Annotated in this window: 13 protein-coding genes; all 13 read left to right on the forward strand. The window is 37.8% G+C overall.

The genetic code is table 11. The features are described from left to right. Nucleotides 1-35 precede the first annotated feature (35 nt). The gene (fabF, locus tag LG402_RS07525) at nucleotides 36-1,277 is read left to right on the forward strand and encodes a beta-ketoacyl-ACP synthase II (protein WP_166540178.1); all 1,242 of its coding nucleotides are present in this window, start codon (nucleotides 36-38) and stop codon (nucleotides 1,275-1,277) included. Between the two features lie 133 nt (nucleotides 1,278-1,410). Continuing rightward, nucleotides 1,411-2,238: an aminodeoxychorismate lyase gene (gene pabC / locus LG402_RS07530; RefSeq protein WP_227336720.1), complete on the forward strand. Its 828-nt coding sequence runs from the start codon at nucleotides 1,411-1,413 to the stop codon at nucleotides 2,236-2,238. A 17-nt stretch (nucleotides 2,239-2,255) separates the two neighbouring features. Continuing rightward, complete coding sequence (gene mltG / locus LG402_RS07535) at nucleotides 2,256-3,278, forward strand: endolytic transglycosylase MltG (RefSeq protein ID WP_227336721.1); 1,023 nt, start codon at nucleotides 2,256-2,258, stop codon at nucleotides 3,276-3,278. A gap of 2 nt (nucleotides 3,279-3,280) precedes the next feature. After that, on the forward strand, nucleotides 3,281-3,928 hold the full coding sequence (gene tmk / locus LG402_RS07540; RefSeq protein WP_166540175.1) for a dTMP kinase: 648 nt from the start codon (nucleotides 3,281-3,283) through the stop codon (nucleotides 3,926-3,928). Further along, a complete protein-coding gene (gene holB, locus LG402_RS07545) occupies nucleotides 3,925-4,902 on the forward strand; it encodes a DNA polymerase III subunit delta' (protein WP_166540174.1) in 978 nt (325 codons plus the stop codon). Before tmk ends, holB begins: the two co-directional genes overlap by 4 nt. A gap of 84 nt (nucleotides 4,903-4,986) precedes the next feature. Beyond that, on the forward strand, nucleotides 4,987-5,772 hold the full coding sequence (locus tag LG402_RS07550) for a metal-dependent hydrolase (RefSeq protein WP_166540173.1): 786 nt from the start codon (nucleotides 4,987-4,989) through the stop codon (nucleotides 5,770-5,772). Nucleotides 5,773-5,814: 42 nt separating this feature from the next. Then, on the forward strand, nucleotides 5,815-6,165 hold the full coding sequence (gene hinT, locus LG402_RS07555; RefSeq protein WP_098943364.1) for a purine nucleoside phosphoramidase: 351 nt from the start codon (nucleotides 5,815-5,817) through the stop codon (nucleotides 6,163-6,165). Between the two features lie 39 nt (nucleotides 6,166-6,204). Beyond that, the gene (locus LG402_RS07560) at nucleotides 6,205-6,606 is read left to right on the forward strand and encodes a YcfL family protein (RefSeq protein WP_072069893.1); all 402 of its coding nucleotides are present in this window, start codon (nucleotides 6,205-6,207) and stop codon (nucleotides 6,604-6,606) included. A 17-nt stretch (nucleotides 6,607-6,623) separates the two neighbouring features. After that, nucleotides 6,624-7,205 carry a penicillin-binding protein activator LpoB gene (locus LG402_RS07565; RefSeq protein ID WP_166540172.1) on the forward strand — a complete coding sequence of 194 codons (582 nt, stop codon included), beginning with the start codon at nucleotides 6,624-6,626 and terminating at the stop codon, nucleotides 7,203-7,205. Then, nucleotides 7,183-8,082, forward strand: coding sequence for a phosphotransferase (locus LG402_RS07570; RefSeq protein WP_166540171.1), 900 nt, complete (start codon nucleotides 7,183-7,185; stop codon nucleotides 8,080-8,082). Before LG402_RS07565 ends, LG402_RS07570 begins: the two co-directional genes overlap by 23 nt. Nucleotides 8,083-8,120: 38 nt before the next feature. Continuing rightward, on the forward strand, nucleotides 8,121-9,140 hold the full coding sequence (gene nagZ / locus LG402_RS07575) for a beta-N-acetylhexosaminidase (RefSeq protein ID WP_072069890.1): 1,020 nt from the start codon (nucleotides 8,121-8,123) through the stop codon (nucleotides 9,138-9,140). After that, nucleotides 9,137-9,676 carry an alpha/beta hydrolase YcfP gene (ycfP, locus tag LG402_RS07580; RefSeq protein ID WP_109409372.1) on the forward strand — a complete coding sequence of 180 codons (540 nt, stop codon included), beginning with the start codon at nucleotides 9,137-9,139 and terminating at the stop codon, nucleotides 9,674-9,676. The genes nagZ and ycfP overlap by 4 nt, the downstream gene beginning before the upstream one ends. Before the next feature lie 450 nt (nucleotides 9,677-10,126). Beyond that, nucleotides 10,127-11,434 (forward strand): NAD(P)/FAD-dependent oxidoreductase, encoded by a 1,308-nt coding sequence (locus LG402_RS07585; RefSeq protein WP_166540170.1) that lies wholly within the window; start codon nucleotides 10,127-10,129, stop codon nucleotides 11,432-11,434. Nucleotides 11,435-12,215: the final 781 nt, after the last annotated feature.

Here is a 12,215-nt window from a genome sequence, read left to right on the forward strand (position 1 = left end):
TAATCCTAAACTTTTTCCCTCCTTGGAGGATAAGCGTGTCTAAGCGTCGTGTAGTTGTGACCGGACTAGGCATGTTATCTCCTGTCGGTAATAACGCAACAGCTTCTTGGGAAGCCGTGTGTGCCGGACAGAGTGGTATCGGCCTTATCGAAGATTTTGACACCAGTCATCATGCGACTAAATTCGCAGGATTGGTAAAAAATTTCAATCATGAAGATTATAATCTTTCGCGTAAAGACGCGCGTAAGATGGATCTTTTCATTCAATATGGTATTGCGGCAGGTGTGCAAGCCATTGCGGATTCAGGTCTTGAAGTAACAGAAGCCAATGCAAGTCGCATCGGAGCTGCTATTGGTTCTGGTATTGGTGGCTTAGGCCTTATCGAAGAAAACCATACGTCAATGACAAATGGTGGCCCTCGTAAAATTAGCCCATTCTTTGTACCTTCAACCATCATTAACATGGTTGCTGGGCATTTAAGCATTATGTATGGTCTTCGTGGCCCTACAATTTCTATCGCAACGGCATGTACATCAGGTGTCCATAATATTGGGCATGCTGCGCGTATTATCGCTTACGGCGATGCAGATGCAATGCTTGCAGGCGGTGCCGAAAAAGCAACTACTCCATTAGGTTTAGGTGGCTTTGGTGCAGTTCGTGCATTATCAACACGTAACGATAACCCTCAAGCGGCTAGCCGTCCATGGGATAAAGATCGTGATGGTTTCGTGTTAGGTGATGGCGCGGGTGTTCTGGTTCTTGAAGAATACGAACATGCTAAAAAACGTGGTGCTAAAATCTATGCTGAAATAGTGGGTTTTGGTATGAGCAGCGATGCTTATCACATGACTTCACCAGCAGAAAATGGCGAAGGCGGTGCGCTAGCGATGACAAATGCACTAAAAGATGCGGGTATTGATGCATCTCAAGTGGGTTATATCAACGCACATGGTACATCAACGAATGCGGGTGATGTTGCTGAAGCACAAGCGGTAGAAAACGTATTTGGTAAAGGCACTGATGTATTAGTTAGCTCAACAAAATCTATGACAGGCCATTTATTAGGCGCTGCTGGAGCCATTGAGTCTATCTTTACTATTCTTTCTCTGCGTGACCAAATCGTACCTCCAACAATTAACCTTGATAATCAAGACGAAAATTGTCATCTTGATTTTGTTCCACATAAAGCACGTAAAGTTGAGAACATGGAATATGCTCTGTGTAACTCATTTGGCTTTGGTGGTACTAATGGTTCAATTCTCTTTAAGCGCGTTTAAACCGTTTTTTGTAGAAAGTTGAAAAATACTTAAAGACCCAGGATTATTCTGGGTCTTTTATTTTGTCCTTTTACTGCCAGTTGTTTTATCATGTGCAGATTGATATCAATAACATAGATGTAGGGTGTGTTAGATGTATTGGGTAAATGGACAACAGCAACAAAATGTAGATGCAAGTGACCGAGCGATACAGTTTGGCGATGGCTGCTTTACTACCCTTGCAATAGAACAAGGCAAGCCCTCTATGCTATCCGCACACCTTAATCGTTTAAAACAAGGCTGTGAGGCACTTTTTCTCCCTCATCCAAATTGGTCTGATTTAAAAAAACACATTATAGATATCGCTTCTGACACCCAAGCAAAAGGTGTTATTAAAATTATCATCAGTCGGGGTTATGGTGGTCGTGGTTATTCTTCAAATGGATTTATTACACCAACAGTTATAACCTCATTGTCATCCTATCCTGCCCATTACTCCCACCAGCAAAGTGAAGGTATATCACTGGCTATCAGCCCTATTACTTTAGGCAAAAATCCACAACTAGCGGGAATTAAGCACTTAAATCGTTTGGAGCAGGTTCTTATTAAGCACCATTTAGAAAAAACAGAATTTGATGATGTTTTAGTGTGTGATAATGAAGGATATTTAGTTGAAGCAAATGCGGCAAATCTTTTTTGGCGTAAAGGGAATACACTTTTCACACCAGATCTGACTGATTCTGGCGTAAATGGCATTATGCGCCAATCAATTATTCAATTAGCACAAAAATTGCATTGGAAAATTGTTATTGTGAGAGAAAAGCCGGAAACGCTTTATCAAGCAGATGAAGTTTGGTTAACAAATAGTTTAATGCCTGTACTTCCTGTTTCATGTATCACTTTCTCGGATGATAAGTGCTATCAATATTCGAGCAGAGAGTATTATCATGTTGTTTTACAACACAGTTTGTCACTTAAATAGAATTTGATGAGTTATAAATGAAGATAAAAAAAATAGTATGGATAGTTTTTTTTGCCTTATTAATTAGTATCGGTGCAATTGCGTTGTATATGATGCAACATATTCGTGGTTTAGAAGAAAATGTTGTTGTAAAGCAAGATGAAATGCTACTCACAGTGCCGGCAGGAACAGGGCGCGTAGCCATGGAACAACTACTAATAAACAATAATCTACTTAACCAAGGCGATTATTTTCAAATTTTACTAAAAGTAAAACCAGAGCTTAGCCAATTTAAAGCAGGTACATATCGCTTAACAAAAGGTATGTCTTTACGTGACGTTTTATTGTTGATCAAAAGTGGTAAAGAGGCTCAATTTACGATCCGTTTTATTGAAGGTAGCCGTTTACAAGACTGGCAATCTATTTTTGAACAAGCTCCGCAACTTACGACTGTCGCACATACAATGGATAGCGACAAATTACGTGAAGAAATAGGGATAAAACCTGAAATTGCTAACCTAGAAGGTTGGTTTGCACCAGATACATACCATTACACGGCAGGTACAACAGATGTCGCAATTTTAAAGCGTGCTTACCAACAAATGGAAAAAACATTAGAAGAAGAGTGGATTAAACGCGATAGTGACCTACCGTATAAATCGGCTTATGAAATGCTTATCATGGCATCAATTATTGAAAAAGAGACGGGTATTGATGCAGAAAGAACAAAGGTCGCGTCTGTATTTATTAATCGACTAAAAACAAATATGAGATTACAGACCGATCCTACCGTGATTTATGGCTTAGGTGATAAATACAGAGGTACAATTTATCGCAGTGATTTAAATGGTTATACCCCTTATAACACGTATCAAATCGATGGATTGCCACCAACACCAATTGCAATGCCTAGTGTTGCTTCAATCAAAGCCGCCGCACATCCAGCGGATACACGTTATCTCTATTTTGTTGCGGATGGAACGGGTGGTCATAAATTTTCAACCACACTTAATGAACATAATAAAGCTGTCGCACAATATCGACGCTTACAACAAAGATAATTATGAATAACAGTAAATTTATTGTAATTGAAGGATTAGAAGGCGCTGGAAAAACCAGTGCAATTCAAACCGTTATTAATACATTAAAAGAAAAAAACATCACCAACTTAGCATTTACCCGTGAACCGGGTGGCACCCCACTTGCCGAAAAATTACGAGAGCTTATTAAGCAAGGTATTGAGGGGGAGAAAGTTACCGATAAAGCGGAGCTGTTAATGCTATATGCTGCGCGTGTTCAGCTTGTTGAGAACGTGATTAAACCCGCGCTAGCAGAAGGTAAATGGGTAATTGGCGATAGACACGATCTCTCTTCACAAGCCTATCAAGGTGGTGGCCGTGGCTTAGATAAAGATCTTATGCTGTCACTTCGTAATACGGTTCTTGGTGATTTTCGTCCAGACTTAACGTTATATCTTGATTTAGATCCAGCTATAGGGCTGGCAAGAGCACGTGCTAGAGGTGAATTAGACCGAATTGAAAAAGAGTCAATGGACTTTTTTTATCGTACACGTGAACGTTATCAGGCATTGACCAAAGGTGATGACTCTATTATTACAATAGATGCATCTCAAACTATCGATAAAGTTCAAGCGGATATTCGCCAAGCACTCACTACATGGCTAGCCCAGCAGGAAAATAAAGCATTATGAATTGGTATCCTTGGCTAAATCAGGCATATCGGCAACTTATTAGCATGTATCAAGAAGGACGAGGTCATCATGCTCTGCTTTTACATGCAACCGAAGGAATGGGGGCTGATGCTCTCTCTTATGGATTAAGTCGTTGGTTAATGTGTCAGAATAAACAGGGATTAAAAAGCTGTAATGAGTGCCACAGTTGTCGCTTGATGCTTGCTGAAACACATCCTGATTGGCATCTTTTGCAAAATGAAAAGGGCAAGACATCTATTGGCGTAGAAGCCGTTAGAAAAGTGACAGAGAAACTGGAGCAACATGCCCAGCAAAGCGGTGCAAGAGTCGTTTGGATAAAAGAGGTTGAAGCCTTAACTGAGGCTGCTGCAAATGCATTGCTCAAAACGTTAGAAGAGCCGCCTAAAAATACGTATTTTTTACTTAATTGCCAGCAACCTGAAGTTTTGTTAGCCACTTTGCGTAGCCGTTGTTTTTATTATCATTTAGCCACGCCTGATCATCAGCATGCTATACACTGGATACAACAGCAGTTGCCGAATGTCCCTTATGCTAATAGTGTAACTGCGTTGAATTTATCGCAGAATGCACCAATAGCGGCGCTTTCATTACTGAAAGATGAATGGCAAGAAAGAGAAACTTTTTGCCAAGCGTTATATTCAAGTTTGCAACAACGTGATTTATTTGGATTTCTTCCGCAGTTAAATCAAGATAATGTAGATCGTCGCTTGTATTGGTTGCTATCACTTTTACTCGATGCATTAAAGTATCAAACAAATGCACAAGCTTATTGTATCAACCAAGATCAACAACCTTTAATTATGGCGTTATCACAATCACCTTCAAATATTGTGTTAGCCATTATTGATGGATGGAAACAGTGTCGTTATCAACTAATGACCATTCCAGCCCTGAATAAAGAATTATTACTAGCAGAACAGTTGCTAGATTGGGAAAATCAGTTAGCAATATAACATTAATTAGCAACACAAATTTAATTGTGAGCTAGCTGTAATAAAAAACACCTATAAGTCATACCAGATAAATGAGAGTACGTTATGTTTTTAGTTGATTCACACTGCCATCTCGACAGCTTAGATTATGAAAAACTACATGAAAATATTGATGATGTTGTCGAAAAAGCACAGCAGCGTGATGTTCAATATATGTTAGCTGTAGCAACAACTTTGCCGGGGTTCAAGAATATGCGTGAACTTATCGGCAAACGTGACAATATTGCATTCTCTTGTGGTATTCATCCCTTGAATTTAGACGAAGGGTACGACGTTGAAGAATTAGCGCACTTAGCTGCTGCGCCTGATGTTGTGGCGTTAGGTGAAACAGGGCTAGATTACTATTACCAGCAAGAAAATGCAGCATTACAGCGTGAAATTTTCCGTGAACATATCCGTATTGGCCGACAAGTTAACAAACCCGTTATCGTGCATACTCGTAGCGCACGCGAAGATACGTTATCGATTTTAAAAGAAGAGAACGTGCAAGATTGTGGTGGTGTATTACATTGTTTTACTGAAGATAAAGAAACGGCAACAGCATTACTAGATCTTGGAATGTATATCTCTTTTTCAGGTATTGTGACATTTAGAAATGCAGAACAAATTAGGGAAGCTGCACGTATTGTTCCTCTTGATAGAATTTTAGTTGAAACAGATTCCCCATATTTAGCGCCAGTTCCTCATCGTGGCAAAGAAAATCAACCTGCTTATGTTCGTGACGTTGCGGAATATATGGCTGTATTAAAAGGGGTGAGTGTTGAAGAGTTAGCGCAACAAACAACGCGCAATTTTGCTAAGCTCTTTCATATTCAAAACTTACCTGCTTAATTGAATTAATCAGGAATTAAAATAAATAATAAGGTGATGGAAATGGCAGAAGAAACAATTTTCAGTAAAATTATTCGTGGTGAAATTCCGGCTAACATTGTTTTTCAAGATGATACAGTCACTGCATTTCGTGATATTTCGCCACAAGCACCCACGCATATTTTGATTATTCCTAATAAACTTATTCCTACGGTGAATGATGTTACTGTTGAAGATGAACAAGTGTTAGGACACCTGTTTGTTGTTGCCGCAAAAATAGCTCAACAAGAAGGTATTGCTGAAGATGGTTATCGTCTAGTGATGAACTGCAATAAACATGGTGGACAAGAAGTTTTCCATATTCACATGCATTTATTAGGTGGAAAACCATTAGGGCCATTATTAAGTCAATGATCGATATGATGCTAAAAGCGAGATAACAGGAAGTAATACATGATAAGACAAAGTAAGGCTATTTACTCATTACTTATCGCTATGTGTATGACGACATTGCTCTCTGGGTGTTTATCATCTCATTCAGATAATAAACTCTATTTTAATCGTCAGCAGGCTATTATTATGGAGCCTTCGGTCTTAGCCGTGGGAATTGTGGCGGGACAACCGATCCTTGAACACCATACTAACGGCACAAGAGCGACAGTTATGCTGTCAAATACACAATCTTACCCTGTTTCAATTCGCTATCGCTTTTATTGGTATAACGAACAAGGGCTTGAAGTATCTCCTGCTGGACATGTAAATGATGTGACTATCCTTGGTGATGGAGATACGGAAATTAGCGCCGATGTTCCAGATAAAACCATTAGTTATGTCAGAGTTTATCTTTTTACTTAGGATAAGGTAACGCGAGTATGAAAAGACTTCTATTTGTGGCGATGTCTGTGTTTTTATTAGCGGGTTGTCCGTCTATGTTGCCACAACAACCGCCCGTACCTGTGGAGCCGGTTACACCCATTGAGCCGGTAGAGCCACCTAAACCCATAGAACCACCAATTGAAGTAGTACCAACTCCACCTAAAATCACCAGTATTAATTGGAATAATGTGGTGACACCTTTAATTAGAGATATGGCAGTCACTGACGATTTAGAAACGGGTAAATTAATTGTTATTGATAATGTCAAAAATAATTCAGGTGGAAACATCCAAGCAGTAAATGCAACCAATACAATTATAGAATCAGTTAATAGTATTAGTTCATTGCAAACTGTACCTTACGCACAAATGATGTCAGCACGAAAAGCGCTTGGTTTATCAGGAGAGGACAGTTTAGGTCTCCGTAGTGCTGCTATTGGGTTAGCGCGTCATTTAACAGCAGATTATATTTTATTCTCAACGGTTGATGGCAAAAAAGATAACCGTGTTATTAGTATGCAACTAATGTCAGTTTCTTCTGGCGAAATTCTTTGGAATGGACGCAACAAGGTTGAGTGATCGGTATGACTCAAGTTTACTTAATGCCTTGCAAACACTTTTTCCTGCAAAGGCATTAAGTAAATGGAGGATAACAGCATTAACAGGATTAGGCGGCGGTTCTTTTCGTGTGCAATATGCTGATATTGATTGGATTGCTCGCTACTACGGAGATGAAAGAAAAGGACTTTATGTACACGGAAGAAAAGAATACGCCATTTTAAAACAGCTGGCAGGTTGTGATTTATCCCCTGAAGTTGCAACACGCTATGGAGAATGGTTTTTTCTTCACTGGTTACCCGGTGAGCACCTTACCCATCAATCACTTTTTAGTGCCTATTTAAAGCCATTAGCTGAAAAAATAGCAACGTTACATCAGCAAACACCGTTTGGTTTTCCTCTTAATTTAAATCATGAGTTATCTCTTTATTGGCAAAGGATCGATAGAAAACGGTTATCCGCTAAATGGCTACGCTTACAACAACATTTTTTACGTCAACCTCAACGAAATCTCATAAAATACGCGCCAGCTCACATGGATTTGCACGTTGAGAATATTCTTCTTAGTGATTCAGGTATAAAATTTATCGATTGGGAATATGCGGCAGATATTGATACGGCTGATTCATTAATGACGTTCTTTGCCACAAATCAATTAGATGAAACGCAACAAACGGCATTTTTAGATTATTATTGTGCGTATCATTGTCATTATACAAAGCAAAAAGAGGTTTACTCTTATTCTGCCAGAGAGTTAAGAAAGCGTATTCTTTCAAGAGAACCATTCATTTTTTATATGATGCTAATGTGGTATGAAGTCCGTTGGCAACAAACAAAAAATGGATCATTTTTAATAATGTCTGAACCTTTACGTCGTTATTTTAGTCTGACGAATTAAAGACATTATCTTGTCACAATTACAAAGAGAGGAATGTTATGGGTCCAGTAATGCTTGATGTTGAAGGATATGAACTCGATAGTGAAGAGCGTGAAATTTTAAAACATCCTCTTGTCGGTGGATTAATCCTTTTTACCCGCAACTTCCACGATGCTGAACAATTAAATGAATTAGTCCGTCAAATTCGTGATGCATCTCATGAACGACTGGTGATTGCCGTCGACCAAGAAGGTGGGCGGGTACAACGTTTCCGCGATGGTTTTACACGGATACCCGCGGCGCAATCCTATGCAGCATTAAATGAAAGCTATCAAGCTAGCCATTTAGCACAAGAAGCAGGATGGTTAATGGCGTCAGAAATGATTGCTATGGATATTGATATCAGTTTTGCACCAGTTCTTGATTTAGGCCATAACTGTATTGCGATTGGTGAGCGTTCTTTCCATGATTCTCCTGAAATTGCGATGACAATGGCAGAAAGCTTTATTAAAGGCATGCGTTCAGCGGGTATGAAATCAACAGGTAAACACTTCCCAGGACATGGGGCTGTAAGAGCTGATTCTCACAAAGAAACTCCTCGTGACGATCGCTCTTTAAATGATATTCGCCAACGTGATATGTCAATTTTTAAAGATTTTATTCAGCGTCAATTATTAGATGCGATTATGCCAGCCCATGTTATCTATTCTCAAGTTGATGATCGTCCAGCAAGTGGTTCATCCTACTGGTTGAAATCAATTCTACGAGAACAACTTGGTTTCCAAGGCGTTATTTTCTCTGATGATTTATCCATGGAAGGTGCTGCTATTATGGGAAGTTACGCAGAAAGAGCGCAGCGCTCCCTTGATGCGGGTTGTGATATGCTTTTAGTGTGTAATAACCGAAAAGGTGCTGTGAGTGTGTTAGATAACCTGTCCTCAGTCAAAGCAGAACGTATTTCCACATTGTACCATCACCGTGGTCGTTACACATTGAGTGAGCTACAAACTTCTGATCGCTGGAAAAAAGCGAATCAGTTGCTGACCCAATTACAGGAGCAATGGCAGGAGCGCGCATGATTATATATTTACATGGTTTTGATTCCACAAGTCCTGGAAATCATGAGAAGGTTTTACAGCTACAGTTTATTGATCCTGATGTTCGTTTTCTAAGTTACAGTACCTTGCATCCTCGTCATGATATGCAACATTTGCTGAAAGAAACGGATAAAGTGATTAAATCCACTAAAGAGCCCGTATTAATTTGCGGTGTTGGGTTAGGGGGATATTGGGCAGAGCGTATTGGTTTCTTATGTAATATTCGTCAGGTAATGATTAATCCTAATCTTTTTCCTTATGAAAACATGACTGATAAGATCGACAGGCCTGAAGAGTATTTAGATATCGCAACGAAATGTATTAAAGATTTTCGTTCTAAAAATAAAGATAATGCTTTAGTGATTTTATCCCGCAATGATGAGAGCTTAGATAATCAGCGTTCTGCTGATGAATTATCACCTTATTATTCGGTGATTTGGGATGAAGTGCAGACGCATAAATTTAAGAGTCTCTCTGAACATCTATTTAAAATTAAAGCATTTTATAGCAAAAATTAAGATCAAAATCGCTTCTGAAAAATGGGTGGTTTTCCATCCATTTTTATTTCTACCTGCCTAAGATTTTTATCTCTTTCTTAACGCCTTCAACTTTAGAACGATTGTTTTAAGATGAAATTTTCATCATCTAATGATCAGAGTCTGTTTTATTACGCTAACGTCTCTTTTTATACCTTAACTTTTTGTATTCATTTGAAAATTCCATTATCCATATCTTTATGGTGGTTATTTAAACATCAAAAAAAGGCACGTTATCGTCGATTTCTTCAAAAAAGAGATATGAATATTCAACTGTTTTTGATATAAATCAACTTTGGTATGACCATCTTTCCAATTACTTTGTTTAAGAACAAAAATAACAGCCGAAACGATTTAACTGTCGTTATATAAGTAGATTTCACCAAGGCTATTTAAATAACAACAGTAAATATCTTTATGGAGTGACGTTAAATGTCATTAACAAAAATTGTTATTGTCGGTGGTGGCGCTGGTGGCTTGGAACTTGCGACAAAATTAGGCAATAAATTAGGCCGCAGCAAAAAAGCAGAAATCACCTTAGTTGATCGTAATAATAGCCATTTATGGAAACCGTTATTACATGAAGTAGCGACTGGCTCTTTAGACGATGGAGTTGATGCACTAAGTTATTTAGCTCATGGTTATAACCATCATTTCAACTTCCAATTAGGCTCGCTTATGGGGCTTGATCGCGAACAAAAAAATATTACATTAGCAGCTATCTATGATGAAGACCAAGAATTGCTCGTCCCTGAACGTACGCTTGATTATGATATTTTAGTCATGGCATTGGGCAGTAAATCGAATGATTTTGGCACTCCAGGCATTAAAGAAAACTGCATTTTCTTAGATAGTCCGCAGCAAGCTCATCGTTTCCATAATGAAATGCTGAATTTATTCTTGAAATATTCAGCTGATGCTAATGCACAAGCTGAAGATCGCAAAGTGAATATCGCTATTGTTGGCGGTGGTGCAACGGGTGTTGAACTTTCTGCTGAATTACACAATGCAGTGCGCCAACTAAATAGTTATGGATTAAAAAAATTAGCACCTTCTGCGTTAAATATCACTTTAGTTGAAGCAGGAGAGCGAATTCTTCCTGCATTACCAGTGCGTATTTCGAGCGCAGCACATCAGGAATTAACAAAATTAGGTGTGCGAGTCATGACCAAAACTATGGTCACAAGTGCAGATGAAGGTGGATTAAACACTAAAGAGGGTGAGCATATTGATGCTGACTTAATGGTGTGGGCGGCAGGTATTAAAGCACCTGATTTTATGAAAGAGATCGCAGGCCTAGAAACCAATCGTATTAATCAATTAGTTGTTAAGCCGACTTTGCAAACAACTTTAGACGGATCGATTTTTGCTATTGGTGACTGTGCATCATGCCCTCGTAAAGAAGGTGGCTTTGTTCCACCAAGAGCACAATCTGCACATCAAATGGCGAGTCGCTGTTATAGTAATATTATCGCAATGTTAAAAGATAAGCCGTTAAAAGATTATGTGTTTACCGATCACGGTTCATTAGTTTCTCTTTCTAAATTTAGTACGGTAGGAAGTTTAATGGGCAATTTGATGAAAGGTGACATGATGATCGAAGGGCGGATTGCTCGGATTGTTTACATCTCTTTATATCGAATGCATCAAATTGCATTACATGGCTATATCAAGACAGGGCTTATGATGTTGGTTGGTTCTATCAACAGAGTGATCAGACCTAAGCTAAAACTTCATTAATTTATCTTTTGCTTTGTAAGTAAGACAAAAGTTATCTTTTTAAACCCTCATATTATATGAGGGTTTTTTATCTGTTTTTTCTTTCAAATTAAATAATTAAATGAGAATATCTAAATAAGATAAAAAATCTCAGCATAAATGACTAGATGATTTATCTGTTTATATCAAAAATAACCAATAACTCTAAAGCTCAATAAGACAATAGTAAATATTATTTTATCATTAAGATTAAATGAGTAATATTAAAGTCCAGATCTGTTTTTGATTATTATGCTAAACTATTTAAGACTTTTCTTAAATAAAAAATGATGTTTAATTCATTAATTTATCAAATAAAGTGTTATGGTATTTCTCTAATTTGTATTAAAAATATAATAAGTAAAAAGTGTTAAATGTAAGCTTAACTTGTTATTTTTACTCAATTTTAATTGATTAAAATATTTTCATAAGCCTTTGGGATAATTTTTAAAATATGAATATAAAATGAAATGCCACATATTTCTAAGCAACAATTGTTAACCTCGTGTTATCATAATGATGTATTATAAATAGTATGACGATTTTAATTTTTTCAGAAAAATAAATTAAGAACACGCTTAATATAATAGGTAAATTCTAAAAAAGTGGTGGTACTTATTTAATTAAGTAATTAAAACAGAAATAAGTGGTGTATTTAACATGTCATAAATACGTGGTTTGCTTATTATGCTAATCAGCATGGATGTTGAATTAAGCTATCAGATAGAGAATTCATTTATTGAATACTAAATATATTAGCCAG

Origin of the sequence: Proteus sp. NMG38-2 (assembly GCF_020640995.1) — a bacterium.
Lineage (GTDB): Bacteria > Pseudomonadota > Gammaproteobacteria > Enterobacterales > Enterobacteriaceae > Proteus.

Excerpts from the sequence above, each read along its gene's own strand:
- LG402_RS07560 (WP_072069893.1), top strand. The coding sequence starts at position 6,205 with ATGATAAGACAAAGTAAGGCTATTTACTCATTACTTATCGCTATGTGT.
- LG402_RS07585 (WP_166540170.1), top strand. The coding sequence starts at position 10,127 with ATGTCATTAACAAAAATTGTTATTGTCGGTGGTGGCGCTGGTGGCTTG.
- holB (WP_166540174.1), top strand. The coding sequence starts at position 3,925 with ATGAATTGGTATCCTTGGCTAAATCAGGCATATCGGCAACTTATTAGC.
- hinT (WP_098943364.1), top strand. The coding sequence starts at position 5,815 with ATGGCAGAAGAAACAATTTTCAGTAAAATTATTCGTGGTGAAATTCCG.
- mltG (WP_227336721.1), top strand. The coding sequence starts at position 2,256 with ATGAAGATAAAAAAAATAGTATGGATAGTTTTTTTTGCCTTATTAATT.
- ycfP (WP_109409372.1), top strand. The coding sequence starts at position 9,137 with ATGATTATATATTTACATGGTTTTGATTCCACAAGTCCTGGAAATCAT.
- nagZ (WP_072069890.1), top strand. The coding sequence starts at position 8,121 with ATGGGTCCAGTAATGCTTGATGTTGAAGGATATGAACTCGATAGTGAA.
- LG402_RS07565 (WP_166540172.1), top strand. The coding sequence starts at position 6,624 with ATGAAAAGACTTCTATTTGTGGCGATGTCTGTGTTTTTATTAGCGGGT.
- pabC (WP_227336720.1), top strand. The coding sequence starts at position 1,411 with ATGTATTGGGTAAATGGACAACAGCAACAAAATGTAGATGCAAGTGAC.
- tmk (WP_166540175.1), top strand. The coding sequence starts at position 3,281 with ATGAATAACAGTAAATTTATTGTAATTGAAGGATTAGAAGGCGCTGGA.
- LG402_RS07570 (WP_166540171.1), top strand. The coding sequence starts at position 7,183 with ATGGACGCAACAAGGTTGAGTGATCGGTATGACTCAAGTTTACTTAAT.
- LG402_RS07550 (WP_166540173.1), top strand. The coding sequence starts at position 4,987 with ATGTTTTTAGTTGATTCACACTGCCATCTCGACAGCTTAGATTATGAA.